Here is a 26,086-nt window from a genome sequence, read left to right as displayed (position 1 = left end):
TCAAGGGCTCGGGGAGCTGACGGGCCGTAGGCCGTTGAGGACGGTGTCGACGATCTGTTCGGGCAGCCCATCCGGGAGATCGGGGTCGCGGCGAGCGAACGAGCGGATGAGCAGGGGGCCGACGAACAGGTCGATGGCCAGTTCCAGGTCGACGTCCGTACGGAGTTCCCTGTTCAGCCGGCCCTGGCGCAGGACCTGCAGTCCGAGGTCGCGTCGGGGAGTGATCACACCGGAGTGATAGGCGGCCCAGATTTTCGGGCTGCTCCTCATCTGGGCGTGCGCGTTGAGCAGGATCGCCGACGAGCGGCTGAGCAGGCTGCGTTGGCGCAGCGACTCCAGCAGTACGACCAGGTCGTCCCGCATCGACGTACCGGGGAGTGTGCGCTCGGCCGGCTCGGCGGCGCGCATGACGTCGACGAAGAGATCCTCCTTGCCGCTCCAGCGGCGGTAGATGGCCGCCTTGCCGACGCCCGGCAGAGCGAGCGATGCGGTCGACGGAGACATCGGCCAGCGCAACGCCGTTCTCCAGGAGCCTCATCACCCCGTCCAGAATGGCCTGTTGCACGGCCTCGCTGCGGGGACGGCCCCGAGTGGGTTCGTACGCCGGCGGACGGGTCTCGGCACGGCTCATGGCGTTTCGTCCTTTCACTCGCGATGCGCCGACGGCCATCCCTCGGTCCGGGTTTGTGCCGTGCTCAGGGCGGCGGTGGGTGTTGCCACAGCATCGCGCGACCTGGATGTCGTGGTCGAGCCGCCCGGGAGCCGCCGCTGTGAATCTCCGTCCGCAGGGCATCCGCCGGACAGCCAGGGCTAGTTCGACGATCGACTGGCGAGGGCGTCGGGATTCAGTTCCTCGACCAAACGGTAGAGCAGACGGTGAATGGTGTCCTTGTCGTCCGGAGAGAGCGGCGAGGTCGTCTCCCCTTCGACGCGGCGGGCGATCGACGCGGCACGAGCGGCCGTCGCGTGTCCTTCGGCGGTCGCGAACAGGCGCATGCTGCGGCGGCTGGTCGGATGCGGCTCACGTCGCAGCAGTCCTCGCTCGACGAGCCCGCTCACCGCTGCCCCCATGGACTGGGCCGTGATGCTGGAGCGGCGCGCGATCTCCGCGGCGGACACCCCTGGCGTCCAGAGGACTTGCTGCAGAGCGTTGTGCTGCGCCAACGTGAGGTCCTCCGCGCGCAGCGTCCGTTCCAGTCGTCCGGCGATGAGCTGCGAGAACTGCCAGGCCAGATACCCGGTGGTGGTGGGGAACGCCGCGTCGGTCACGGCCGCAGTCTACGAGAGTGCGGCGTGCCGCTTGCGAGCGTGTCACCGGTCGGCGGAGCTGCGCCGTTGTGTCATGAACCGTGGGCCTGGACCGCCTTCCGGCCTGAAGGCGGCGCGGGCGACCGGCCCTCGACCGGGGGCCGGTCAGCCGACGGCTGCGCCGCGTGACCCGCGGACATCCCGCCAGAAGAGCGTCGCGGCGGCAACCAGGATCCACGCCACAAGGACGACGACACCAACGGTGAGACCGTCATTGTTGAAGTGGGACAAGCCCTGGACGGCTCGTACGCCGACTCCCACCGGGAGGATCTCCGAGAACGGGTGGAGCCAGTCCGGCAGGTAGGCGGTGGGCAGAGTGCCGCCGCTCGTGCTGTTGCCGAAGGTGAACAGGACCACGGCGGCCAGCGACATCCCGGCCCTGCCGAAGACGCGCATGAACGCCATGGTCGCGCTTCCGACGGCTGCGGCCATCAGCGCGATGACCCCCGCTATGCCCAGGAAGGGTCCCGGCAGCGCCGAGAAACCCAGGCTTCCGGCTATCACGGCCACCAGAATGCCGCCGAGGACGCTGAAGGAGGCCAGGCTGACCAGCCTCCACCGGTATTCCAGTCGGGGAGCCATCTGGTAGGTCATCATGCCGAACAGGAACCCGGCCAGTACGACGCCGAACCCGGCGTAGAACACCGACATACCGCGGGTGTCGCCCACCGAAGCCGGCACGACGTCCTGCACGCTCATCCGCTCACCGTTTGCCTTGGCGACACCGGAGAAGGCGCCGGTGACCGTCGAGGTCACCGAGGGACCGTTGGCCCCGGCATAGAGCAATTCGGCGGAGCTTCCGGAGTCGGTGACGTAGGCGGCGTACACCTTTCGGTCCTGCAGTGCGTGGCGGGCCGCGGTCTCGTCGGGGTAGCGCTTCACCTCGAATCCACCGGGCAGTCCGAGTTCCAGTCCTCCGGTGACCTGTTCGAGCCGTTGGGTCGTCCCGACGACGGCGACCGGAAGGTCGTGCGGCTGGGGGGCGTGAAAGGCGGCCAGGAACACGCTGACGAAGATCGAGCCGATGATCAGCACGATCCCGACCGGGAGCAGAACCCCCTTCATTCCAGTGGCCCCTCGCGGCGCTGGAGCGGTGTCCAACGCATGGTGATGGGGCGCGTGGCGCGGTTCGACGGAAGCGGTGGGTGTTGTGGGCATGGGAGAGGGCTCTCATTCTGATTGTAAGGCACCTTATAGTTGTATCATAGAAATATAAGGTGCCTTACTGTTGGAGCCGCTCATGAGCCGCACGCACGCAGATCCGTCCACGCGCATGGGCTACCTGGCGTGGCAGGTGGTGCACGTCATGGGAACGCGTCTTGAGAGAGCTCTGCGTTCGCTCGACCTCACGGCTGCCCAGCACAACGCTCTGCAGCACGTCGTCTGGACGCCGGGCATCTCCGCCGCGGAGATCGCGCGTCGGACCGGCTTCACTCCCCAGTCCATGGGTGCCGCCGTCAACGCGCTGGTCGACCGCGGCCTTCTGGTGCGCCGCGAGCATCCGTCGAACCGCAGAACCGTGCAGCTGACCATCACCGACAGCGGCGCGAAGCTCGCCGCTCGGGCGCGGGAACTGGTGGAGCGACTGGACACGGAGGCGCTCGCGGTCCTCGCCCCCGCCGAGCGGGCGGCAATTCATTCCTTGCTGCTCCGCGTGCTTGCCGAGCTCAATCCTGATGCCTTGCCGCCGTTGGATCCGCGTGGTGCGGACTCCGGAGTGGCGTGATCTTGGTGGGCTTCGCAGAGAGGCCTTGGTGCGCCTTCTCCCGCGGTTGTCCCCGTTGCGTCGTGCCGTCGTAGTGGCGGTTCTTCCGGGCGCGGTCCCGGGCTGCGTCCGGAAGAACCGAGCGCGCTGTGTCCGCGTCCCGGGCGAGGCCAGACAGGCACCACTCCTAACGCTCCAGCGCCACATAGTCGTACGAGACCGTGTTCCCCTTGGCCTTGGTCACGGACACCATGATCTGCTGTCGCTTCCCGTTCTCGGAAGTCACAGTGCACTCGACCGAGTCGAGGTGCCGCGCCCTGAGGCCTCCGGCGCACCTCACGGTTTTCGGATTCCTCTGGAGCGGCAGGGAGTAGTTCTCGCGGACCTGCTTCTCGACCTCCCCACGGCTCACGGTCCCGGTGGACGTGACTGTGCTGGTCGATTCCGTGCTCAGCAGCCGGGGTACGGCCACGAACACGAGCCCGCCCATGGTCAGGGCGGTGGCGGTCGCGACGGAAGCGCCGAGGTATTTCATGTTTCTCTCCTGCGATGTGTTCGCTGCGGTGATGCTGTCACCGGGAGAGTGGCCCACCGGACGGTGGCCGAGCTTCGGCCCGCCGGCCGAGAGCGTGCGGCCGGGGTCGGCCTGTGGGCCGACCCACGGCCGCACAGGTCAGGCGGGCGGTGTCTGGCGGTCGCGTACGAGCCCGCTGCCCCAGGCCCAGGCGGCGATCTCTACGCGGTTGCGCACGCCGAGTTTGTCCTTGATGTTGGCCAGGTGGGTCTTGACCGTGCCCAGGGACACGAACAGCTCGCCGCAGACCTCGTGGTTGGTGCGGCCCACCGCCACCAGGCGTACGACGTCGAGTTCCCGCTCGGAGAGCGGATGCGGGACCGCTTCCGGCGGCTGCTGTCCGGCGAGGTGCTTGAGCAGCCGGACGGTGACGGCGGGGGAGACCAGGGCGTCCCCGCGGGCGGCGGAGCGCACGGCCTCGATCAGCAGGGTGGAGCCGGCGTCCTTGAGAAGGAAGCCGCAGGCACCGTTGCGCAGGGCGGTGTAGGCGTAGTCGTCCTGGTCGAAGGTGGTCACCACGACCACGCGGATCGGGTCGACGACACCTGGCCCGGCCAGGGCCCGGGTGACCTCCAGACCGTCCAGCCTGGGCATACGGATGTCGACGAGACACACGTCGGGGCGCGTCCTTCGGGCGAGTTCGACGCACTCGGCGCCGTCGGCGGCCTCGCCGATCACTTCGAGGTCGGGCTGGGTGCCGAGAATCAGCCGGAAGCCGGTGCGGACCATCTCCTGGTCGTCCGCGATCAGTACGCGCGTCCGTGGCCCGTTGCGATCGCTGTCGCCGCTCATGCCGATGATCCTTGCACAGCGGCCAGGACGGGGAAGTCGGCGCTCACGCACCAGCCGCCGTCCGCTGTCAGTCCGCTGGTCAGCGATCCCTCCACTGCCTCGACGCGTTCCCGCAGGCCCACCAGGCCGAAGCCGCCCCGCCCGCCGATCGGCCCGGTGGCGCGCGTCTGCGGGGCCGTGTTGCGCGCCTCGACCCGGAGGTGACCTCGGGGGTCCAGTTCTAGGCGGACGACGACGTCCGCACCATGGGCGTGGCGGCGCACGTTCGTCAGTGCCTCCTGCACCACGCGGTGGACGGATGTCTCGACCTCGGGAGCCAGCCGGATCCCGCGCACCTCGGGCGCGACGTTCAGCGTCGCGTCGGTTCCGTTCTCGGCGAACGCGGAGACCAGGCGGTCCAGCTCGGTCGGCAGGTCACCCGGGCGGGCGGAGCGGTGGTCGTCCTCGCGCAGCACCCGTACCAGGCGGCGCATGGAGTCCAGGGTCTCCCCTCCGGCTCGGGAGATGCCCTCCAGCAGGGGCTTGATCTGCTCCGGCGAGGTCTCCTGGATCACCAGCGCGGCGTTGGCGTGCACGATGATGCCGGTGACGTGGTGGGCGACGAAGTCGTGCAGGTCCCGGGCGAGTTCCATGCGCTCGCTCTGGCGTACGGAGGCCACGGCCCGGGCCCGGCGGGCGTCCAGCAGGCGCAGATAGCAACCGAGGCCCACGGCGGCGCCGACGGCGAAGGTCAGCAAGAACGAGTATCCGAAGAACTCGTGCTCCGCGCCCCAGCGCAGCGGTAGGGCGATCACCGCGACAGCCAGCGCCGCCGACAGTGTCACGGCGGTGGCCGGGTGCTCCACCCGCCGCGCGGTCCGGGCGAGCAGCACGAGCAGGGCGACGGTTTCGAGCAGGCCCCACGTGCCGCTGTAGATCGGGGTATACACGCACAGGCCCACGGTCAGGGCCAAGGAGCCCAGCGCGGCGGCGCCGGCACGCCATTCGGGACCCGGCCGGCGCGCGGGACAGAGCAGCGCGGCGGCGGCGAGGGGGCCGGAAACCAGGGGCAGCCAGCTCGACCAGCGGTCCTGCGGGTCGTAAAAGGTCACCAGGTCGAACAGCCACACCAGGGCCAGGCCTCCGCAGAGGGGCACTGTGATGGCGCGCCGGACGGCTGGGGAGAGCGGAGTGTCAGGTTCCACGCCGCAAAGAGTACGGAGGTACGGCCGGGCAGTGGGTCGGCCCGCAGGCCGATGTCGGCCGCCTCGGACCGGCCCGGCGGCTGAGGGCGGGAGCGTGCGTCCGACGGGATCGTCGACGGCATGCAGATCCTCACCGCTCTCGAATGGGCCCTGGCGGCGCTCACCGGGCTGTGCCTCGTCCTGTGCGCCCTCATCACTGTCGATTCCCGCCCGATGAAGTCGTTCCGTACGGCCACCGCCTCCCCACTCCTGATGTGGGCCGGTCTGAAGAAGACCTGTGGTCCAACCCGGGCCCTGACGGTGTCGACGTGTCCGTCCCGGGGCGAGTCGCCGGCGCTCATGGGCCCGTCAAGGGCCACGCGCGGGAGGCGCCGCCCCGTGTCCTGGCCTGAGCTACTCCCGTCCCGGACATGCTCGGCCAAGTCATCCGCGCGTGGAGATATAAAGGTGGTTGATGCACTCACGCTTGTTTGATGTGGATCAGGAGGTTAATGCTTGGCCTGTGTCCAGAACCCTGGCGCTGATCACCGGTGACTCCTCGGTCGGCGGTGTCACCTGTGCCGTGCCCTCGGCCGCAGACTGCGGCCTCCTCCTGGTGTTCCTGTCGGCGGGGCGGCGTGGCGACCGGGCCATCGATCCGGACGTGGTCGGCCCGGTCGCGGCGCACCGTCCGACCGTTGATGACGTCCGGCTGCTGGAACGCCGTGCCGGACCCGGCGCCACTCATCTCCCGCCGTCCCGAGAGAACGGCAGCCCGCCCGAGCAACGGGCATGGCACACCTTCGCGGACGGCTCTGCCACCAACACACCCCTGATAACCACCCGCACCCCCACCGAGGGAGAGTGGACATGTCCACCGAGCATCCCGCTGAAGCAGAGACCTTCCCCGGCAAGTCCCCCACGCCAACACCCACCCGGCGTACCTTCATCGCCACGACCACCGTTGTCGGAGGAGTCGCCGTGGCAGGCGGCCTGATCGCGGCGTCGCCCGCGCTCGCTGCCGAGGAAACAGTGGCAGCCGAGGTGTCGCCCGGCAGCCGTGTCTCCTTGACCGTCAATGGCGTCCGGCGCACCGTCACGATCGACAACCGCACCTCGCTGCTGGACCTCCTGCGCGAGCGACTCGACCTGACCGGCTCGAAGAAGGGCTGCAACGCCGGCGCCTGCGGCGCCTGTACGGTCCTGGTCGACGGACGCCGGGTCAATTCCTGTCTGACGCTGGCGGTCCGCCTGGAGGGCGCCGAAGTCATCACGATCGAGGGCCTGGCGAAGGGCGACCGGCTCCACCCGCTGCAGCAGGCGTTCATCGACCAGGACGCCTTCCAGTGCGGCTTCTGCACATCGGGCCAGATCGTGTCCGGCGTCGGGTGCATCCAGGAGGGTCACACGGGCTCCGCGGAGGAGATCCGGGAGTGGATGAGTGGCAACCTCTGCCGCTGCGGCTGCTACGTGAAGATCGAGCGCGCGGTCGAGCAGGCCGCCGCCGGCCGGAAGTGAGGATCGATCCCCGTGCATCCCTTCAGCTACACCAAGGCCGCGGACGTGCGTGAGGCCCTCAGCGCCGGTTGGCGCGGCGGGCGTTACATCGCCGGCGGCACCACGCTCGTCGACCTGATGCGGGAGACCGTCGAACGCCCCGGCTCACTGGTCGACATCAGCACCCTGCCACTGCGCGAAGTCACCGTCACCGCGCGCGGGGGCCTGCGCATCGGCGCCCTGGTCCGCATGGCCGAGGCCGCCGCCCACCCCAAGGTGCGTGTCCTGTACCCCGTCGTCTCCGAAGCGCTGGAGCTGAGCGCCTCGGCCCAGCTGCGGAACATGGCCACCATCGGTGGCAACATCATGCAGCGCACCCGCTGCGCCTACTTCCGTGACGTGAGCGCCGCCTGCAACAAGCGCGAGCCCGGCTCCGGGTGCGCCGCGCTGCAGGGCTACAACCGCAGCCACGCGATCCTCGGCACCTCCGACCACTGCGTGGCCACACATCCCTCCGACGTCGCCGTGGCCTTCGCGGCACTGGAGGCGACCGTGCACCTGTTGGGCCCGGACGGCGAGCGCCGTGTCGCCTTCGCCGACTTCCTCCTGCGGCCCGGCCTGACCCCGAACCGCGAACAGGCCCTGCGCAAGGGTGAGTTGATTACCGCTGTGGAGATCCCGGCTCACGCACGCCCACTGAAGTCCGGTTACCTGAAAGTGCGCGACCGGCAGTCCTACGAGTTCGCGCTCACCTCGGCCGCAGTGGCCCTGCACATCCGTGGCGGAGTCATCCGCGACGCGAAGGTCGCCGCCGGCGGGGTGGGCACCGTGCCGTGGAAGCTGCCCGCCGTCGAGCGCCACCTCATCGGCGAGCGCCCTTCCGACCGGCTGTGGGCCGAGGCCGCCGAGCACGCGGCCGACGGGGCCCACCCCCTCAGCCACAACGGCTTCAAGCCCGAGCTGCTCAAACGCACCGTCGAACGCCAGCTGCGCACCGTAGGAGGCACCAAATGAGCCAGCCGCAGGCAGCTGTCGGTGCGGGGCTGCCCAGGGTCGACGCACGGCTGAGGGTGACCGGGGGAGCGAAGTACGCCGCCGACAACAATCCCGACGGGGTTGTGCACGCGGTCATCGTGGAAAGCAGCATCGGGCGGGGCCGGATCACCGGCATCGACACCCGTGCCGCCGAAGCCGAGCCAGGCGTACTGAAGGTGATCAGCCACCTCAACGCGCCCAAACTGCCGCCCGTGGAAGGGCGGTTCCCGCCGGGCAAGCCGCTGCGCGCCTTTCAGGACGACCGGGTCCAGTTCTTCGGACAGCCCGTCGCGGTCGCGGTGGCGACCACGCTGGAGATCGCACAGCACGCCGCGAGCCTTGTGAAGGTCTCCTACGCCGCCGAGACCTCCTCGACCGACCTGAGCGTCGCCGACGCCGCCGGAGAAACCCAGACCTATGCACGCGGCGACGCAGACCGGGCCCTGGACTCCGCCCCCGTCCGGCTTGAGAGCGCGTACCGGACGGCCCGCAACCACCACAACCCGATGGAACCGGCCGGCATCGTCGCCCACTGGGACGGCGACCGGCTGACCGTCTGGGAGAAGACCCAGTACGTGCAGGGCGCCGTGTTCACCTTGTCCGGCGAGTTCGGCATCCCTCCGGGCAACATCCGCGTCATCTCGCCGTTCGTCGGCGGAGCCTTCGGCAACGCCGCCCGCACCTGGGTGCACTCCGTCATCGCGGCGATGGCCGCACGCGAAGTGAAACGCCCCGTGAAACTCGTCCTCACCCGCAGGCAGATGTACTTCACCGTGGGATTCCGTCCCGCATACGAGTACGGACTGCGACTGGGCGCCGAGCGAGGGGGCCGCCTGACCGCGTCGACGCACGACGTCCGCGCCGAGTCCTCCCGCTACGAGACCTACAGCGAAAGCGTTCTCGTCCCCGGCCGGATGCTCTACAGCACGCCCAACGTCCGCCAGGCGTATGACCACGTCCCGCTGGACGTGAGCACGCCGTGGTTCATGCGCGGCCCCGGCTACGCCAGCGGCGCCTACCCCGTCGAGTCGGCCATGGACGAACTCGCCCACGAGCTGGGCGTGGACCCGATCGAGCTGCGCCTGCGCAACGAACCGGCCGACGACGAGTCCAGCGGCCTGCCGTTCTCCACCCGCCGCCTGCGCGAGTGCTACCGCACGGGCGCCCGTGAGTTCGGCTGGCACCGGCGCAACCCCAAGCCCCGCTCGACGCGTGACGGTGACTGGCTCATCGGCATGGGCGTGGCCGCCGGTGTCTACGACACCGCGCGCAGCCAGGCCCAGGCCTCGGTCCGGCTCGACGCCGACGGCACAGCCCTGGTGCAGTCCTCGACCAGCGACATGGGCCCCGGCACGGCCACGTCCATGTCCCAGGTCGCTGCCGACGCCCTCGGCCTGACCATGCGCCAGGTGACCTTCAGGCTCGGGGACTCCCTCATGCCCCCGGCCCCCGTCCACGCAGGCTCGATGACCATGGCCAGTGTCGGATCCGCTGTTCAGGACGGTTGCGACAAGCTGCGCAAGCAGGCGATCACGCTCGCGGTCGACGACGAGGGATCACCGCTGTACGGCGCCGATGCGGCCGGCATCGTCGTGCGAGGCGGTCGGTTGTACGTGAAGGACGACCCCGCGCGCGGGGAGACCTACCAGCGGCTCCTGGCCCGCAACGACCGGACCCATCTCGAAGTGCTCGGTTCGTACGCCGGGGCGCCGGAACCGGAGAGGTTCTCTCTCTACGCCTACTCCGCGATCTTCGCCGAGGTGGCCGTCGACGCCCGCCTCGGCCTGGTACGGGTCCGGCGCATGCTCGGCGTCTACGACGCCGCCCGCATCGTCAACCCGAGACTCGCCGACAGCCAGGCCATCGGAGCCATGACCGGCGGGATCGGTCAGGCCCTCCTCGAGCACACGGTCACCGACCACCGCGACGGCCGGATCGTCAACGCGAACTTCGCCGACTACCTCGTGCCGAGCCACGCCGACATCCACGACCTGAAGGCGATCTTCATCGACGGGGAGGACTACGAAGCCGACCCCATCGGCGTCAAGGGGCTCGGTGAGATCGTCATCGTCGGAGTGGCACCCGCCATCGCCAACGCGGTGTTCAACGCCACCGGTCGCCGCATCCGCGAACTGCCCATCACCGCCGAAGCACTGCTCTGAGCCCCCGGGGGGCCGGTGTACCCCACCCGGCCACCCGGGCCGTCCGGCGCCCGTGACGTCACACCGCCGGGCGCCAGGGCCGTCGTCGCGGTTTCCTCCCCTAGGGCGCGGCGACGGCCCGTTGACCCCCACCTAACGGAAAGCCCCCATGCTGAACATCAGGGACACACTGCACGGCTGGTGCCACGAGGACCGGCCGTTCGCCCTCGCCACCGTCATCGGCGTCAGAGGCAGCGCCCCTCTACCAGTCGGCAGCGCACTGGCCGTGGACGCCGACGGCAACGCGGTCGGTGGTATCTCCGGCGGCTGCGTCGAGGCAGCGGTGTACGAACTGGGCCGCCAGGTGCTGGCCGACCGAGCTGCCCCCGCACGCGTTGCTTTCGGGTACTCCGACTCGGATGCCTTCGCCGCCGGCCTGACCTGCGGCGGAGAGATAGACGTCCTGGTGCAGCGTGTGGAGCCCGCTGCCCAACCCCATCTCGCCGCCGCCCTCGATGCCGTGACCGCCGGACGTCCGTCGGCCGTGGCCCACGTCGTGGACGGTCCCGGTGAGCTCGTCGGCCGTACGCTCCATGTCCCCGACGAGGGGGCCCACGAGGGCACGCTCGGCGACGAGAACGAGGACCGGGCGGTCGTGGCGCATGCGCGTGCACTCCTGCGGGCGGGCCGTACCGCCTTGATCGAGGTCGGTGGCGGTGGGGGAGGAGCAGAGAACTCGGACGACGGCACCTGCCTGCGCAAGCTCACCGTCCTCGTCCACGTCCACGCGTCCCGCCCACGCATGCTGATCTTCGGCGCCATCGACTTCACCGCCGCCCTGAGCCGGGCGGGGAGCTTCCTCGGCTACCGGGTGACCGTCTGCGACGCCCGCCCGGTCTTCGCGACCCCTGCCCGCTTCCCGCACGCCGACGAAGTCGTCAGCGACTGGCCCCACCGCTACCTCGTGGGTACCGAGATCGACGCCCGCACCGCCGTCTGCGTCCTCACCCACGACGCCAAGTTCGACATCCCCCTGCTGAGCCTGGCACTGACCCTTCCGGTCGGCTACATCGGCGCCATGGGCTCGCGACGCACCCACGAGCACCGCGTCGGCCTGCTCCGGGAAGCCGGCCTCTCCCAGGACCAACTGGCGCGTCTGCACTCACCGATCGGCCTGGACATCGGCGCCCGTACTCCCGAGGAGACAGCGATCTCCATCACGTCGGAGATCATCGCCCACACCAACCGCGCCACAGGACGGCCCCTGTCAGACGGTGTCGGCCCCATCCACCTTTCCGCGCAGCCTCTGCCCGGCCGGGCGACGGCGCCGTAACCCCGCACAGACTCCGTCCGGCAGCCGCAGGGCGCACCCGGCGCACCGAGCGGGGTGCGGACGGTCACGGGCCGGGGTTAGCGTGGCCGGTCTGGTAGGCGATCACGACGAGTTGGGCGCGGTCGCGGACGTGGAGCTTGGCCATGATGCGGTTCACGTGTGTCTTGGCGGTCGAGGGCGAGATGTGGAGCTGCTCGGCGATGGCCTCGTTGGAGAGGCCGGCGGCGACGAAATCGAGCACTTGGCGCTCGCGGTCGGTCAGGGTCGTCAACTCCGGGGCCGGAGCGTTCGTCCTGTCGGGTGTGGTGAGGTAGTGGGCGATGAGTGCCCTGGTCGCCCTGGGTGACAGCAACGCCTCTCCGAGGGCGACCAGCCGGATGGCGTCGAGGAGGTAGGAGAGCTCCACGCTCTTGCCGAGGAATCCGCTGGCCCCGGCACGCAGCGCCCGGAAGACGTGCTCGTCGGCTTCGAAGGTCGTCAGGATCAGCACTCGTACGCCTGCGAGGTCTTGGTCCGCCGAGATGGCGCGCGTGGCGGCGAGACCGTCCATGTCGGGCATCCGGATGTCCATCAGTACGACGTCGGCAAGGGTGCTGCGGGCCAGTTCGACCGCCTCTTCGCCCGTCGCCGCCTCTCCGACGACCGACATGTCCGGCTCCGACTCGATGAGCATGCGGAAGCTGGTGCGGACGAGGGCCTGGTCGTCGGCGAGCAGAACGCGGATGGTCATCGCTGCCTCCTCTCGGCGGCGGCCGTGGCGGGCAGGGCCGTGCCGGACCGATCCGACGCGCGGTTGTCGGCCGGTGGTCCGTCTGCGGGCAGCGGCAGCTGCACAGCGAGGCGAAAACAACCGTCGTCGACTGCTTCGGCGTGGATGCTGCCGCCGACCGCGTGGACGCGCTCGCGCATGCCCGTCAGCCCGTGTCCGGTACCCGTCGCCGCCGACGCCGGGTACGGGCCGGAGTGCAGGGGGTTGGTGATCCGAACGCCCAGTTCGTCGGGCCCGTAGTCGACGACCAGGTCCGCCTCGGCGGTCGCGCCGTGCTTGTGCGCGTTGGTCAGCCCCTCCTGGATGACGCGGTAGGCGGCCAGGTCGATGGCGGTCGGCAGGGGGCGCGGGTGGCCTGCCTGCCGGTGGCGCACGCTCAGCCCGGCGGCGGTCAGCGATTCGAGGAGCCCTGCCAGGCGGGACAGGCCGGGCACGGGTTCGGTCGGCTGCCCCGCGTCCGTCTCGTCGGCGGACAGCCGCAGTACGTACAGCAGCGGGCCCAGTTCGTCCAGGACTGTGCGTCCGGCCTCACGGATGTGGCCGAGCGCCACCTCGGCCCGATCCGGTTGACCCCGAAGGAAGCGACCGGCGACTCCTGCCTGAATGGTGATCAGGGCGATGTGGTGGGCGATCACGTCGTGGAGTTCCCTTGCGATGCGCAGCCGTTCTTCGGCGACCCGGCGGCGGGCCTCTTCCTCCTTGCTCGCCTCCGCCCGCAGCGCTCGCTCCTCCATCGCGGCGACGTAGTCGTGCCAGGTGCGTACGGTGGCCCCGACGGCGGCGAACATCCCGGTCCAGGCGAACACGGCGCCGGCCTCCGGGCCGGTGGCCGAATCCGTCGCATAGGTGATGACGGCGTACAGGGCGAGGGCCGTGCCCGAGACTGCGATCAAGGCGGTCCTCCGACGGACCGTTCGGGCCACGGTGTAGACCGCGATCAACGCGGCGAGCTTCAGCGGCTGCGACGGATACGACGCGAGGACGGTGAAGGCCACCTCCCCGAGCACTGCCAGCGCCAGGACGGGCAGTGGTGCCCGACGACGGGCCGGCAGAAGCAGGAGCGCGGCCGCCGCGGCGACGGCGTCGGCGCCCGACGGCCGTGCGCCGTCGGGCCATCGTCCGAACAGCAGAGGCAGCAGGCCGATACCACCCACGAGTGTGGCGAGGGCGGCATCCACCAGGCGCGGGTGAGCGCCGGTCACCCGTCGCAGCGACGCCGGTGCGAGCACGACTTCACCGTCCTTCGGTACGGATCCCTGGTTGGGGAGGAGGCGGCCGCCCGGCCTCACGATCGAAGGCGGAGGAGCGGATCGGCCGTGTCCCCGCAGCAACCGGGGTCACGCATCACGTTGTTCGAGCAGCACGGCCGCGCCGACCAGGACCACGACGATGTGGCAGGCGAACAAGGCGAACAAGGCGAACAAGGCGAACAAGGCGAGCCCGGACCCGGGCGACAGCGAGTCGCCGGTCGTCCGCACCGTCATGACCGCGTTCGACGGCAGGTACGGACCGACGGCGTCGGTGCCACCGCTCGGCAGCAGTTGGATCAGGCTCACCGGCTCATGTCTCCCGGACCACGCAGGCCACCTCGTCGAGCAGAGTCCTCAGTTGTGCGGCCTTCTCGGGGCCCAGCTTCTCGGCGATCTGCTCTTCGATCCCCACGATCACGGCATCGGCATCGCGCAGGGAGTCACGGCCCGTGTCGGTGAGGTGCAGCTCCTGTACATGGCGGTGGCGCGGATGCGGTCGTCGTTCCAGTTGGCCCCGCTCCTCCAGACGGGCCACCTGCGAGGCCACCGCCTGCGGGGTGACGTTCAGGCGGCGGGCCAGTTCCGCACCGGTCAGGCCGGGATCGCCGTGGACGGAGATCAGTAGCGTGTACTGCGCGGCCGCGATTCCCAGCGGTCGTAGCCGTTGATCCTTCCGTGCCTGAACCGCCCACTCCGTCCGCCGCAGAGCCCAGGTCACCCGGTCCTGCGCGTTGGCGGCGATCGTCCGCTCGTCATCATGTGTCACGCCGCGAGAATACGACACCTGGGCTTGCATAAAACAGCTGATATCAATCAACCAGCTGGAGGCCTGGAGCTGCGCGTGGCGGTAGGCATGTGGGGTCAGGGGAGGGGATGGCCTCCGGCTCTCCAGGTGGTGCGCCAGGGACCACCCCTCGCGGGGCGACCGTCGCTCGACGGGGCCTTGGGGTCAGTCCTCGCGAATCGCCTCGGTCACCCGGTTGAGCAGCGCCCGCAGCTGCGTGCTCTCCTTCGGACCGAGACTGTCGGCGACCTGCAGCTCGATGCCGGCGATCACTTTGTCGGCGGCGCTCAGCGACTCCCGCCCGGCGTCGGTGAGATGCAGTTCCTGTACATGCCGGTGGCGCGGATGCTCGCGCCTCTCCAGCTGGCCGCGGCTTTCCAGGCGTGCCACCAGTGAGGCGATGGCCTGGGGGGTCACGTTGAGGCGGCGGGCCAACTCGGCGCCGGTCAGTCCGGGCTCGTCGTGCACCGAGATCAGGAGCGTGTAGTGCGCCGCCATCAAGCCCAGCGGGCGCAGCCGCTGCTCCTTGAGCGACTGCACAGCCAGCTCCGCGCGACGCAAGGCCCAGGTCACCCGGTCGAGCGCGTTGAGCCCGACGGGCTCCTCGTTGTTTCGTATCACAGGAGCAGGATACGGCACTTCATATACATCAAGCGTTTGACAGCAGAACAGCGCTTGAAGAACACTAACCCCCATGACTCGCACCAATGCACTGATCACAGGCGCCTCATCCGGCATCGGCGCCGCCTACGCCCGTCTCCTGGCGGACGACCACGACCTCGTCCTGGTCGCGCGACGTGCCGACCGGCTCGCCGAGCTCGCCGAGGAACTCCGCGCCCGTGGAGCGGCCGTCGAGGTACTGCCCGCCGACCTCGCGACCCAGGACGGCATCGCCGCAGTCGCCACCCGGCTGGCCGTCGGCGACGTACGCATGCTGATCAGCAACGCCGGTGCCGGCGGCTACGCTCCGCTCACCGATGTCGACCCGGCCGAAATCCAGAGCCTTCTCACCCTCAACGCGGTCGCCCCCGTCCTGCTGGTCCGCGCTGCGCTGCCCGGAATGCTCGCGGCGGGGGAAGGAAGCGTCGTCACTGTCGCCTCGCTTCTCGCCTTCAGTGCGGGCAGCACCCTCGCCGTCCGAACGGACGGCGCGCCCCCGCAAGCACCCCGGCGTACCCTCTACGTCGCTGCGAAGGCCGCCACCGTGGGATTCACGCGCACGCTCGCGGGCGAACTCGCCGACACCCCGGTCCGTGTCCAGGTGGTGTGCCCCAGCATCGTGGCAACGGAGTGGAACGGTGGCGTCTCGCGCGGCAACCCACGGGCCATGCTGCCTGAGGACGTGGCCTCGGCCAGCCTGGCCGGCCTGCGCCTCGGTGAGACCGTCTGTGTCCCTGGCCTGGAGGACCAGGACTCCGCGTTGGACGCGCTGCTCGCTGCGGAGGCCGGTGTGATGGGAGGCGGCTTCCGGCCCGCCCTCGCGACTCGCTACACGGATCAGCGAGCCTAGGTGGCGATGGCCGGCGGGCGGTTGGTGGATCTCCTGTCGTCCGCCCGCCTCTCCGGACCCGGCTGTCGGCCTGTGGCCGATGGGGTGGCAGGTCGGGTGACCGTGACGGTCGGGCGAGGCCGAGGGCCGGTCGCTCTGAACTTTGAGTCAAGATGGGCCACAGGCCGGTGCTCGTTTACTTCCCTTTGTTGACCGGTTGCTGTTCCGCAACAAGCTTGGCTCTCGTTCAAGAGCGACGAGATGGGTGGACCCGCAGCGGTCAAGGGTGGACCGGGTCGGCAACAGCTCTTTGCTGCGCCGACGTGGTGACCAGTCCCCTCGGAGCCGAGGAGGTCGACTTGGCTGCCTTGGCGTCTACCGAGACTGCGTGAGTTCGGCGGCCTGTAGAGCTGTCGAGCCGGTCCAAGGATCCCGAACCCGTCGACTGAACGGCAGGGTCTGTCCGTATATGCGCTACCACTCCAATCTGGGGAGTGCTGTCACCGCGCTATGCCAATGCCGCCGTCGGCGACGTGGGTGCCGGGCGGCAGTTCCCGTTTGTCGGAGATGTCGGCGGGCGCCATCGCCGCGAGGGGCGCGCCGGTGCCGGCAGGGGCTGACCGGCGGCGCGGGTCGGCGCACCGGCGAGTGGGGTGGGTGACATCGGCCCGAACCTCCTGTGCGGGGTGGTGCGTGACAGGTAGGGCCACGAACAGGCCGAGTTCTCTGTGCTGGATCAGGCATCCGGCCAAGCGCGCCAGGCCCCTGGGCGCGGTCCTCGACAGCCGTCCGCACACCCTGGCCTTCTTGACCACTGTCGACCGTGTGCCTGTTCTGTCCCTTGGCGTGGACTGATCCGAGCGGCAGAATCACAAGTGACTTGTTGAGTATCAAATGCTTGACAGTGGCTCAGCGGTTGATAATCTGGCACTTGCGACGGCCCTTGGGCCATCACTGAAGTTCATTACGTCGGCGCGCGCCCGCTCTCATGCAGCGCCTCTTCGCCGCGCCGAACACCGCGCCCGCCACCCCGGCGCTCTCAAGGTGCAGTCCGGGTGCTGGAGGTCGTAACAAAGTGGGAGAAAACCGTGAGTAACAACAATCCGACGAGCACGCGTGATGGAGTCATCGGACAGGACGGCAGTGAGGTGATCACCGTCGATCAGGCCACCGGAGCCGAGTTCGCGCGATACCCCGTGGCGGGGAAGAAGGAGGCGGCCGCGGCCGTCGCTGACGCCCGCTCGGTCGCCGCGGCCTGGTGGGACCTCGGATTCGAGGGCCGCGCGGAGCGGCTGCGTGCCTGGCGACGGGAGATAGCCGTCAGTGGCGAGGAGGGCGCCGCGCTCATTCACACCGAGAACGGCAAGCCCCTCGATGACGCCCGCGTGGAAGTGCTCGGGATTCTGGAACACGTGCAGTACGCCATCGAGAACGCCGAGCGTGTGCTGGGACGCCGGGAGCTCCCCGGCAGCCGTACCGTGCCCAATCAGCGCGCGTGGCTCGAATACCAGCCCTACGGCGTCGTCGGTGTCATCGGGCCGTGGAACTTCCCCCTGCTCACCCCCGGGGCCATCCTGATCGAGGCGATCGCGGCCGGCAACGCCGCCATCCTCAAGCCCAGCCAGATCACGCCCGGCGTCGGGGAGTGGCTCGTCCGGACCTGGCAGCGGGCCGTTCCGGACCTTCCCTCCGTCCTGCAGACCCTGAACGGGTTCGGGGCCACGGGCGGGGCGCTCATCGAGGCCGGCCTGAACAAGCTCGCCTTCACCGGCAGCGTCACCACGGGCAAGACCGTGGCCGCCCAGTGCGCGCAGACCCTGACCCCCGTTCTGCTGGAACTGGGAGGAAAGGACGGCGTCGTCGTGGCCGAGGACGCCGACCTGGACGAAGCCGCCAAGCACGTCGTGTGGGGTGCCATGCAGAACACCGGACACGGCTGCATCAGTCTCGAAGTGGCCTACGTCGTCGAGTCGGTCCACGACGAGTTCGTCGAGAAGGTCAGTGAGCTTGCCAAGCAGGTTCGCGTCGGCAGTGGCGAGGACGCGGAGATCGGGCCGGTTCCCCTGCCCACCCAGATCCCGATCATCCGGGAGCACATCCGGGACGCTCTCGAACGCGGTGCGACAGCCACCGTAGGCGGCCTCGACGCGGTGGGTGACCGCTATGTCACCCCCACCGTCCTCGTCGGCGTGACCCCCGACTCCCTCGCGGCGACGGAGGAGACGTTCGGTCCGACACTGGCCGTCGTCAAGGTCGCCGACACCGAAGAGGCCATCGCTCACATCAACGCCAGCCGGTACGGACTGGGCAGTGCCGTCTTCAGCCGCGACCGCGGCGAAGCCATCGCCCGTCAGCTCCGCGTCGGAATGACCAGCATCAACGACGCACTGGTGTTCTCCATGAACCCCGCGGTGCCCTTCGGCGGTCGCGGCGACAGTGGTTATGGGCGCAAGCAGGGCGAAGAAGGACTCCGGGAGTTCGCCTACCCGCACTCCTTCACCGCCAAGACCGGCCCCGCTCAGTTCTCGGCCAGCACCTTCGGCAGGCCCGCGGGCGCGATTGAGGGAGCTCTCGCCGGTGTGCGCGACAGGATCCTGGCCGAGAGCGACAAGAAGACCGCCTGATCGACCGGCGGCCAGAGGCGCACTGTCCGGGCCGACATCCACCCCGTCGCCAGACCGGTCACTGACTGACGGCACCGGGTCCGGGAGGGCGGTGCCCGCCTCGGACCCGGTCGCCGGACACGGTCCGTCGCCCAGTGCGAGCCGACCACGACAGCCGATGTCCCACTGGGGAACGACGCGCACCTCCGCGGAGCACGATTGCGATGGGACGTCCCGACAACCACCGCGCCACCATCGAGGAAGAGCGGACATGTCCGACGAACGTCCTTTCCGAGCCGTGACTCCACCCGCCGAGCCCCTGACCGCAGCCACCCGGCGAGGATTCCTCGCCGCGACCGCAGCTGCCGGAGGAGCCGCCGCGGCCGGCGGTCTGGTCGCGGGACGACCCGCGCTCGCCGCGGAGGCAGTGCCTGGCAGCCCTGCCTCCATGACAGTCGGCGGCTCGAAAGACCATCGGAACGCCAAAAAGGAGAAGAAGATGCGCATCGTAGCTGTGGAGGAGGCGTTCTCCATTCCCGGAGCCATCCGGCAGGAGGCGGCGATCCGTGAGCGCTTGGAGGCAACGGACGAGACCAAGCGGGAGTGGTTCCGGCGCCTGGACGACGTGACCGAGCTGCGGCTGGCCGACATGGACGCCAACGGCGTCGACATGCAGGTCCTCTCCTACTCCACGCCGGGCCTGGAAGTGATCGAGGATCCGGCGGAGGCGGTGGCCGTGGCGCGACGGGTCAACGACCATCTGGCCAAGGCGGTCGCCAGTCATCCGAACCGGTTCGCGGGTTTCGCGGTGCTTCCGCTGCAGGACCCGAAGGCCGCGGTCGTGGAGCTGCGTCGGGCGGTGAAGGAGCTCGGGCTCAAGGGTGTGCTGTACAACGACCATGTGCGGGGGCACTACCTGGACGAGCCGCAGTTCAGGCCCGTATGGGCCGAGCTGGAGCGCCTCGGCGTGACGCTGTATCTGCATCCGGCTGTCATTCCGGCCGACAAGTGGCGTGTCTTCGACGGGCATCCCGTGCTGGTCGGGCCGTCCTGGGGCTGGACCGCGACGGTGGGCGCCCATGCGCTCCGGCTGATCTACGGCGGCGTGTTCGACGAGTTCCCGGGCGCATCAGTGATGTTGGGTCACATGGGCGAGCTGCTGCCGTTCCAGATGGCTCGGCTCGACAGCCGCTACCCCGCCCAAGTTCCGGTTGAGCGGAGGGTGCAGCACCTGCCCTCGTACTACCTGCGCAACAACGTGTACGTCACCACCAGCGGAGTCATGTCCCATGCCGCGCTGCTGGGAGCCGTCCATGCTGTCGGTGTCGACCGGGTGCTGTTCTCCATCGACTACCCGTTCGAGTCCAGCGCCGATGCGGTGGCGTTCCTGCGTTCCGCACCATACGCGCGGGCCGACCTCGCCCGCATCGCGCACGGCAATGCCGAACGCATTCTGGGGCTGTGAACGGCCGACAGTCCGCGTGGGCCCGCATTCCCTTCACCCGCGGTGCGACCTGAGGAGCCGCGATGCCCAAAGCAGTGCGATTCACCGAGTACGGCGGCATCGACGTACTGAACGTGGTCGATGTCGAACGGACCGTGCCCGGTGAACGCCAGGTCCTCGTCAAGGTGGTGGCGGCCGGGATCAACCCGGGCGAGGCCGCGATCCGGCGGGGGTTCCTGCACGACAGGTTTCCGGCGACGTTTCCGTCGGGGCAGGGCAGCGACCTCGCCGGGATTGTCGAGGAACTGGGTGCGGGAGCGACCGGATTCGCCGTCGGTGACGAAGTGATCGGCTTCACCCACAAGCAGGCCAGCCACGCCGAGTACGTGATCGTCGACGACGACCACCTCACCCCCCGACCGGCGGCGGTCCCGTGGGAGCGGGCAGGCGCGCTCTTCGTCGCCGGGACCACGGGGTACGCGGCCGTACACGCGTCAGGGTCAAGCGTGGCGAGACCGTCGTCGTCTCCGGGGCCGCAGGTGGAGTGGGCTCTCTCGTCGTCCAACTCGCCCGGCGCGCCGGAGCCACCGTCATCGGCCTGGCCAGTGAGCCCCACCACGCATGGCTTGCCCGGCACGGAGCGATCCCACTGACCTATGGCGAGGATGTCGGCGAGCGCATCCGCGCGGTGGCCGGCGGCACGATCGACGCCTTCATCGACACCCTCGGCGCTCCCTACATCGAACTGGCCCTGGAACTCGGTGTACCCGGTGAACGGATCAACATGATCATCGACTTCCCCGGCGCGGCGAAGCACGGCACCAAGGCGGAGGGCAGCGCGGCGGCGGCAAGCGCCGACGTCCTGCGGGAAGTCGCCACGCTGATCGCCGATGGGGATCTGGAGATCCCCATAGCAGGCGTCTACCGGCTCGACGAAGTCCGAGAGGCCTTCCGAGAGCTGGAACGCCGACACACGAACGGCAAGATCGTTCTCAGGCCCTGACGGGCCGTCATCGACCGGCTGCCACCGCATCCTGCGAGCGAGCCGTCAAACCAAGCACACCCCTGAACGGAGCAAGGTCGTGGCCAAGTCGTCACCACGCGAGATCCGCACCCGGTGGTCGTCCCAGGACGCCGCCGATCAGTTCACCGTCGACAACCCCGCGACCGGCGCGCCACTGGCCGTCGTCCAGGGCGCCGGCGACAAGGAAGTCGACCAGGCCGTACAGGCGGCCTACGACGCGCACTTCTCCTGGAGGGCCCGCACCGCCCGCGAGCGCGGCAGCTGGCTGCGGAAGATCGCTCAGGCGATACGCGAGCACGCCGACGAGATCGCGACCCTGGAGTGCAGCGACAACGGCAAACCACTGACCCAGGCGCGCAACGGGGACGTGAACGCGGCGATCGGGCTCTTCGAGTACTTCGCGAGCCTGTGCGACTCCATGCCCGGCCAGGTCAACGACGGCGGAAACCTGCTGGACATCACCGTGCTCGAACCCTACGGCGTCATCGCCGCGATCGTGCCGTTCAACTGGCCGCCGATCCACACAGCCAGCAAGCTGGCCCCGGCGCTGGCCGTCGGCAACGCGGTGGTGATCAAGCCGCCGGAGCAGGCCCCGCTCTCATCCATGCGCATGGTGGAGATCATCCAGTCCGTCCTGCCCGACGACGTGGTCCACATCCTTCCCGGCACCGGCTCGATCGGGTCCCGGCTCGCCGGACACCCGCTCGTCGGCAAAATCTCGTTCACCGGGTCGCCCACCACCGGCGTCTCGGTCATCAAGACCGCTGCCGACAACCTGACGCCGACCCTGATGGAGCTCGGCGGCAAGGACCCGTTCATCATCTTCGAGGACGCGGACCTCGACCTGGCGCTGCCGTGGGCGATCGAGGGCGGCCTCTTCAACCAGGGCGAGGCCTGTACCTCGGCGTCCCGTGTCCTCGTACACGCCGACATCTACGACGAGGTCGCGCGCCGCTACGGCAACGCGGTGAAGCGGCTGCGCGTCGGCAACGGCGTCGACCCCGGCACGCACATCGGACCGATGGTGTCCGCCGCCCAGCGCAAGCGAGTGCTGGACTACATCGACATAGGTGTCCAGGAGGGTGCCACGATCGCGGCGCAGGCGCCGCTCCCCGACGACCCGGAGCTGGCGGGCGGCTACTACGTCGCGCCGACACTGTTCACCGGCGTCCGCCCGGACATGCGCATCGCGCAGGAGGAGATCTTCGGCCCGGTCATCTCGATGATCCCGTTCCACGACGAGGACGAGGCCGTCAGGATCGCCAACGGCACCGACTTCGGCCTGGTCGCCGCGGTGTTCACGCCGGACTCGGAGCGCGCACTGCGGGTCAGCCGCGCCCTGCACACCGGGTTCGTCTTCGTGAACAACTACAACCGGAACTTCACGGGCACGCCGTTCGGTGGTGTCGGCGCGAGCGGCTACGGCCGGGAGACTTCGGCGCAAACCCTGGGCGAGTACGGCTACAGCAAGAACATCCGCCTGGTCTCCGGGAGGGGCGAGATGCCGCGCTGGGCGCCGTCCCTCGAGGTGACCGGACACGACAAGTGAGCAACCCGGTCTTCGAGGCGACGTAACCCGCCGCGAAGACGCGAAGACACGGCGTGCGGCACCCCTGAGACGGACGGTGCCGCACACCGTCGCGCCGTTCACAGCCCCTGACCGATGTCCTGCACGGCTGCCAGCAGGGGACGGGACAACGCTGCCAGGCTCGCGCGGGTGCACCGGACCGACGGAGCCGCGACCGCCACGGCGGCCACGGCGGTGCCCGTGCGATCGCGCACACAGGCACCGACGGCGTGCACTCCGCGCTCGCTCTCCTGCAGGTTGATCGCGTAGCCGTCCCGTCGTACCGCCACCAGCTCGTTGAACAGCCGCTCCACGTCGCCGGAAGCGTCGGACCCCTCCCCGGGGAGCCCGTTGGGGTAGAGGGCCCGGAGCCGGTCGGCCGGCAGTGCCGCGAGCATGGCCTTGCCGCCCGAGGTGACGTGGGCGGGCAGGAGCGTGCCGGTGCGGTAGCTGACCCGCAGCGCCTGTGGGCCCTCCACGCCGTCCAGGAAGCGGGCTCCGTTGCCATCGAGCACCATCAGGTGGGTCGTCTCACGGACGGCGTCCGCCAGCCGTTGCAGGTGGGGGTGGGCGATGGTGATCAGGTCCGGGGGAGGGGCGGCCTGGCTTCCCCTGATCGCCTGCAGAGCCGGCCCCGGCCGGTACACCTTGTGGCGGTCCTGCGCCGCGAATCCCTCGAAGACGAGCATCGCGAGGATGCGGTGAGCGGTCGAGCGCGCGACGCCGAGCCGGTCGGCGACGTCCATCACCCGCAGCTCGTCGAGCTCGTGCAGCAGCCGGACGACGCGCAGGGCGTTGCCCGCGGCGCTCACCGGATATGAGGGGCTGGGCGCAGCGCCCGCTGAATTCTCCATAGAGGAATTCTACGCTTCATGGATTCCTCTGGGAGGAAACGGCGGCGTAGCGTCAGGACCAGCGCTGAACGATGCGCGCTTCTTCCGGCGGTCGCCGAACACACGACCTGGAGGTCTCCGTGACCGATACCACCAGCGAGCAGACCGAGCGCAAGCTGCTCGACGAGTTGTACGCGGACTTCGAGGACGCGGGTCTGATCCCGCTGTGGACGCAGGTGGACGGTCTCATGCCGATGTCGCCGCAGCCCGCCGCGGTACCGCACCTGTGGCGGTGGTCGGAGCTGCTGCCCATCGCGCAGCGCTCCGGAGAGCTCGTACCGGTGGGGCGTGGCGGCGAGCGCCGTGCCATGGCACTGTCCAACCCCGGCCTCCCGGGCCTTCCCTTCGCCACCACGACCCTGTGGACCGCGATCCAGTACCTGGGGCCGCGCGAGATCGCCCCCTCGCACCGGCACAGCCAGGGAGCCTTCCGGTTCGTTCTCGAAGGCGAGGGCGTGTGGACCAACGTCGACGGCGACGCGGTCGCGATGCGGCGGGGCGACCTGCTGCTCACGCCCAGCTGGGCCTTCCACGAGCACCAGAACGTCACCGACAAGCCGATGGCCTGGCTCGACGGACTCGACATCCCCCTCGTCTCCAAGCTGGACGCGGGCTTCTTCGAGTTCGGCCCCGACGAACTCTCCACCCGCGAAACCCCCGAACGCTCTCGCGGTGAGCGACTGTGGGGCCACCCCGGGCTGCGCCCGATCAGCCGGCCCGACCAGCCCAACTCCCCGCTGGGCGCCTACCGCTGGGAGCACACCGACGCCGCCCTGACCGCCCAGCTGGAGCTGGAGGACGAAGGCGTAGCCGGCGTGATCGAGCCCGGGCACGCCGGAGTCCGCTTCTCCAACCCGACCACCGGCCGGGACGCCCTGGTCACGATGCGCACCGAGATGCGCCGACTGCGGGCCGGTGCACAGACCGCCTCCGTGCGTTCGGTCGGCTCCGCGGTCTGGCAGGTGTTCGAGGGTGAGGCGGTCGCCCGAGTCGGCGACAAGGTCTTCGAGATCGCCACGGGCGACCTGTTCGTAGTCCCGTCCTGGTGCGAGGTCTCGCTGTCCGCCCGCACCCAGGTCGACCTTTTCCGTTTCAGCGACGAGCCCGTCTACGAAGCCCTGGGACTCGCCCGTACCTCCCGAGGAGAACACAAGTGAAGCTCGCCACCATCCGGGTCAACGGCACCACGCGCGCCGTCCGCGTCGACGAGGACAAGGCCGTGGACCTCGGCGAGAGCGACCTCGTGGCCTTCCTGAGCCACGGCGACTGGGCGGCACGTGCCGCGGACGCCGACGGCGAAACGTACGAAGGCGCCCTTGACTACGCCCCCGTCGTCATCGCGCCGGAGAAGGTCGTGTGCGTCGGCCTCAACTACCGCACCCACATCCTGGAGATGGGCCGCGAACTCCCCTCGCACCCCACGCTGTTCTCCAAGTTCGCGCGAGCGCTGGTCGGCGCGTACGACAACGTGACCCTGCCCGCCGCGTCCACGCAGATGGACTGGGAGGCCGAACTCGGCGTCGTCATCGGTGCCGAGGTCCGGCACGCCGACACGGAGCAGGCGCGGGCCGCGATCGCCGGGTACACCGTGCTCAACGACGTCACCGCCCGGGACTGGCAGTACCGCACCACCCAGTGGGACCAGGGCAAGACGTTCGAGGCCACCACCCCCATCGGACCGTGGCTGGTGACCGCCGACGACCCGGCGGTGTCCGCCCAGGGCCTGAGTCTGACCTGTGAGGTCGACGGCGACACGGTCCAGAAGGCCGACACCGGTGACCTCGTCTTCGACCCGGCAACGCTGGTCGCGTACCTGTCCGAGATCATCACGCTGGTGCCCGGCGACGTGATCGCCACCGGCACTCCGGGCGGAGTCGGCCACGCCCGCAAGCCCGCCCGCTATCTGCACGACGGTACGACCCTCGTCACCCGGATCGAGGGGATCGGCGAGTGCCGCAACACCTGCCGCCGCGAGACACGGTGAACGCCCGCCCGGCCGCGACGCTGGAGTGGGCGGCCAAGGGCACGGCGGCCTTCGAAGCCGCCGTGCACTGGCTGACCGACTCGGGGCTCACCATGCCCTCGTACCTGCCGGGCTGGAGCAGGGCCCACGTCGTCGCCCATGTCGCCCGCAACGCCGACGCCCTCGTCAACCTGCTGACCTGGGCGCGGACAGGCGTCGAGACACCCATGTACGCCAGCGGCGACCAACGTGCGCGCGAGATCGAGGAAGGTGCCCGGCGGCCGGCCGAGGAGCTGCGTGCCGACCTGCTCGCGGCCGACGGCCGACTCGCCGGGGAACTCGCCGCTATGCCGGACGAGTGCTGGGAAGCGACCGTCCGCACCGCGCGAGGCCGTGAGGTACCCGTCTCCCAGGTGCCCTGGATGCGAGTGCGCGAGGTGTGGGTCCACACCGTCGACCTGAACATCACCACTTTCGACGATGTCCCGCGCGAGGTGTGCGCGGCCCTTGTCGACGACGTCGCGGCCGCCTTCCGGGCCCGCCCGGACTGTCCCCCCGTCGAGCTGCGGATCAAGGGCGACGTCCGTACCTGGACCCTGGGCGCGCCCGGCGGCGCGGAGCCGGTCGTGGTGAGCGGTGACCTGCCCAGCCTGGCTGCCTACGCGACCGGACGCCCTGTGCCCGGCCCTCTGTATCCCGCCGGTGGGGAATCCCCGCCGAAGCTGCCCGCGTGGCTGTGAGCGCGAAGGAAA

Annotated in this window: 26 protein-coding genes and 1 pseudogene; 14 read left to right on the top strand and 13 right to left on the bottom strand. The window is 69.8% G+C overall.

Annotated features, from left to right (window positions below; all coding sequences use genetic code 11):
- The 3 genes and pseudogenes from OG858_RS01720 to OG858_RS01710 form a co-directional block, all read right to left on the bottom strand.
- A pseudogene (locus OG858_RS01720) lies at positions 1–631 on the bottom strand (TetR/AcrR family transcriptional regulator).
- Between the two features lie 179 nt (positions 632–810).
- Complete coding sequence (locus OG858_RS01715; protein WP_328545207.1) at positions 811–1,269, bottom strand: MarR family winged helix-turn-helix transcriptional regulator; 459 nt, start codon at positions 1,267–1,269, stop codon at positions 811–813.
- A gap of 144 nt (positions 1,270–1,413) precedes the next feature.
- The gene (locus OG858_RS01710; protein ID WP_328545208.1) at positions 1,414–2,373 is read right to left on the bottom strand and encodes a YhgE/Pip domain-containing protein; all 960 of its coding nucleotides are present in this window, start codon (positions 2,371–2,373) and stop codon (positions 1,414–1,416) included.
- Between the two features lie 175 nt (positions 2,374–2,548).
- Here OG858_RS01710 and OG858_RS01705 point away from each other — a divergent pair, with 175 nt between their 5' ends.
- Complete coding sequence (locus OG858_RS01705; RefSeq protein ID WP_328545209.1) at positions 2,549–3,034, top strand: MarR family winged helix-turn-helix transcriptional regulator; 486 nt, start codon at positions 2,549–2,551, stop codon at positions 3,032–3,034.
- A 166-nt stretch (positions 3,035–3,200) separates the two neighbouring features.
- Here OG858_RS01705 and OG858_RS01700 read toward each other — a convergent pair whose 3' ends face one another.
- From OG858_RS01700 to OG858_RS01690, 3 genes are all read right to left on the bottom strand, one after another.
- Positions 3,201–3,548, bottom strand: a complete 348-nt coding sequence (locus OG858_RS01700; RefSeq protein WP_319269073.1) for a DUF4333 domain-containing protein — start codon at positions 3,546–3,548, stop codon at positions 3,201–3,203.
- Between the two features lie 138 nt (positions 3,549–3,686).
- Positions 3,687–4,379 carry a response regulator gene (locus OG858_RS01695; RefSeq protein ID WP_086747985.1) on the bottom strand — a complete coding sequence of 231 codons (693 nt, stop codon included), beginning with the start codon at positions 4,377–4,379 and terminating at the stop codon, positions 3,687–3,689.
- Positions 4,376–5,563, bottom strand: a complete 1,188-nt coding sequence (locus OG858_RS01690; RefSeq protein WP_327742972.1) for a sensor histidine kinase — start codon at positions 5,561–5,563, stop codon at positions 4,376–4,378. The genes OG858_RS01695 and OG858_RS01690 overlap by 4 nt, the downstream gene beginning before the upstream one ends.
- Before the next feature lie 849 nt (positions 5,564–6,412).
- Here OG858_RS01690 and OG858_RS01685 point away from each other — a divergent pair.
- The 4 genes from OG858_RS01685 to OG858_RS01670 all read left to right on the top strand — a co-directional run bounded on the left by OG858_RS01685 (position 6,413) and on the right by OG858_RS01670 (position 11,548).
- A complete protein-coding gene (locus OG858_RS01685; protein WP_086752398.1) occupies positions 6,413–7,060 on the top strand; it encodes a (2Fe-2S)-binding protein in 648 nt (215 codons plus the stop codon).
- 12 nt (positions 7,061–7,072) lie between these two features.
- Positions 7,073–8,053, top strand: a complete 981-nt coding sequence (locus OG858_RS01680; RefSeq protein ID WP_319269679.1) for an FAD binding domain-containing protein — start codon at positions 7,073–7,075, stop codon at positions 8,051–8,053.
- A complete protein-coding gene (locus OG858_RS01675) occupies positions 8,050–10,236 on the top strand; it encodes a xanthine dehydrogenase family protein molybdopterin-binding subunit (RefSeq protein ID WP_327723161.1) in 2,187 nt (728 codons plus the stop codon). Before OG858_RS01680 ends, OG858_RS01675 begins: the two co-directional genes overlap by 4 nt.
- Before the next feature lie 148 nt (positions 10,237–10,384).
- Positions 10,385–11,548 (top strand): XdhC family protein, encoded by a 1,164-nt coding sequence (locus tag OG858_RS01670; protein ID WP_327749406.1) that lies wholly within the window; start codon positions 10,385–10,387, stop codon positions 11,546–11,548.
- 64 nt (positions 11,549–11,612) lie between these two features.
- Here the strand turns inward: OG858_RS01670 and OG858_RS01665 are convergent, their stop codons facing one another.
- The 5 genes from OG858_RS01665 to OG858_RS01645 all read right to left on the bottom strand — a co-directional run bounded on the left by OG858_RS01665 (position 11,613) and on the right by OG858_RS01645 (position 14,972).
- Positions 11,613–12,278 (bottom strand): response regulator transcription factor, encoded by a 666-nt coding sequence (locus tag OG858_RS01665; protein WP_328545210.1) that lies wholly within the window; start codon positions 12,276–12,278, stop codon positions 11,613–11,615.
- Positions 12,275–13,546 (bottom strand): sensor histidine kinase, encoded by a 1,272-nt coding sequence (locus tag OG858_RS01660; RefSeq protein ID WP_328545211.1) that lies wholly within the window; start codon positions 13,544–13,546, stop codon positions 12,275–12,277. The genes OG858_RS01665 and OG858_RS01660 overlap by 4 nt, the downstream gene beginning before the upstream one ends.
- 108 nt (positions 13,547–13,654) lie before the next feature.
- On the bottom strand, positions 13,655–13,873 hold the full coding sequence (locus tag OG858_RS01655) for a hypothetical protein (RefSeq protein WP_327749407.1): 219 nt from the start codon (positions 13,871–13,873) through the stop codon (positions 13,655–13,657).
- 4 nt (positions 13,874–13,877) lie between these two features.
- Positions 13,878–14,333 (bottom strand): MarR family winged helix-turn-helix transcriptional regulator, encoded by a 456-nt coding sequence (locus OG858_RS01650; RefSeq protein WP_086748244.1) that lies wholly within the window; start codon positions 14,331–14,333, stop codon positions 13,878–13,880.
- A gap of 183 nt (positions 14,334–14,516) precedes the next feature.
- Positions 14,517–14,972, bottom strand: a complete 456-nt coding sequence (locus tag OG858_RS01645) for a MarR family winged helix-turn-helix transcriptional regulator (protein ID WP_086748245.1) — start codon at positions 14,970–14,972, stop codon at positions 14,517–14,519.
- Positions 14,973–15,045: 73 nt separating this feature from the next.
- Here OG858_RS01645 and OG858_RS01640 point away from each other — a divergent pair, with 73 nt between their 5' ends.
- A complete protein-coding gene (locus OG858_RS01640) occupies positions 15,046–15,861 on the top strand; it encodes an SDR family NAD(P)-dependent oxidoreductase (RefSeq protein ID WP_086748246.1) in 816 nt (271 codons plus the stop codon).
- Positions 15,862–16,340: 479 nt separating this feature from the next.
- Here the strand turns inward: OG858_RS01640 and OG858_RS01635 are convergent, their stop codons facing one another.
- Positions 16,341–16,592, bottom strand: coding sequence for a hypothetical protein (locus tag OG858_RS01635; protein ID WP_319269664.1), 252 nt, complete (start codon positions 16,590–16,592; stop codon positions 16,341–16,343).
- A gap of 336 nt (positions 16,593–16,928) precedes the next feature.
- Here OG858_RS01635 and OG858_RS01630 point away from each other — a divergent pair, with 336 nt between their 5' ends.
- The 5 genes from OG858_RS01630 to OG858_RS01610 all read left to right on the top strand — a co-directional run bounded on the left by OG858_RS01630 (position 16,929) and on the right by OG858_RS01610 (position 22,460).
- On the top strand, positions 16,929–18,464 hold the full coding sequence (locus OG858_RS01630) for an aldehyde dehydrogenase family protein (protein ID WP_319269662.1): 1,536 nt from the start codon (positions 16,929–16,931) through the stop codon (positions 18,462–18,464).
- 478 nt (positions 18,465–18,942) lie between these two features.
- A complete protein-coding gene (locus OG858_RS01625) occupies positions 18,943–19,908 on the top strand; it encodes an amidohydrolase family protein (RefSeq protein WP_256960390.1) in 966 nt (321 codons plus the stop codon).
- A 62-nt stretch (positions 19,909–19,970) separates the two neighbouring features.
- A complete protein-coding gene (locus OG858_RS01620; RefSeq protein ID WP_256960391.1) occupies positions 19,971–20,540 on the top strand; it encodes an alcohol dehydrogenase catalytic domain-containing protein in 570 nt (189 codons plus the stop codon).
- Complete coding sequence (locus OG858_RS01615) at positions 20,432–20,890, top strand: zinc-binding dehydrogenase (RefSeq protein ID WP_328545212.1); 459 nt, start codon at positions 20,432–20,434, stop codon at positions 20,888–20,890. Before OG858_RS01620 ends, OG858_RS01615 begins: the two co-directional genes overlap by 109 nt.
- A 79-nt stretch (positions 20,891–20,969) precedes the next feature.
- Positions 20,970–22,460 carry an aldehyde dehydrogenase family protein gene (locus OG858_RS01610; RefSeq protein ID WP_086748248.1) on the top strand — a complete coding sequence of 497 codons (1,491 nt, stop codon included), beginning with the start codon at positions 20,970–20,972 and terminating at the stop codon, positions 22,458–22,460.
- Between the two features lie 98 nt (positions 22,461–22,558).
- Here OG858_RS01610 and OG858_RS01605 read toward each other — a convergent pair whose 3' ends face one another.
- Positions 22,559–23,332: an IclR family transcriptional regulator gene (locus tag OG858_RS01605; protein WP_327742965.1), complete on the bottom strand. Its 774-nt coding sequence runs from the start codon at positions 23,330–23,332 to the stop codon at positions 22,559–22,561.
- Positions 23,333–23,451: 119 nt separating this feature from the next.
- Here OG858_RS01605 and OG858_RS01600 point away from each other — a divergent pair, with 119 nt between their 5' ends.
- Genes OG858_RS01600 through OG858_RS01590 form a run of 3 tightly spaced genes read left to right on the top strand, consistent with a single transcriptional unit; the run spans position 23,452 to position 26,074 of the window.
- Positions 23,452–24,528 carry a cupin domain-containing protein gene (locus OG858_RS01600; protein WP_328545213.1) on the top strand — a complete coding sequence of 359 codons (1,077 nt, stop codon included), beginning with the start codon at positions 23,452–23,454 and terminating at the stop codon, positions 24,526–24,528.
- A complete protein-coding gene (locus OG858_RS01595; RefSeq protein WP_327742963.1) occupies positions 24,525–25,355 on the top strand; it encodes a fumarylacetoacetate hydrolase family protein in 831 nt (276 codons plus the stop codon). The genes OG858_RS01600 and OG858_RS01595 overlap by 4 nt, the downstream gene beginning before the upstream one ends.
- Entirely contained in the window at positions 25,352–26,074 is a 723-nt protein-coding gene (locus tag OG858_RS01590; protein WP_328545214.1) for a maleylpyruvate isomerase family mycothiol-dependent enzyme, read from the top strand. The genes OG858_RS01595 and OG858_RS01590 overlap by 4 nt, the downstream gene beginning before the upstream one ends.
- The last annotated feature ends 12 nt before the right edge of the window (positions 26,075–26,086 follow it).

Source organism: Streptomyces europaeiscabiei (assembly GCF_036346855.1).
Lineage (GTDB): Bacteria > Actinomycetota > Actinomycetes > Streptomycetales > Streptomycetaceae > Streptomyces > Streptomyces europaeiscabiei.
The sequence above is the reverse complement of the archived record's forward strand: the minus strand, read 5'-3'. Positions and strand labels throughout refer to the sequence as shown.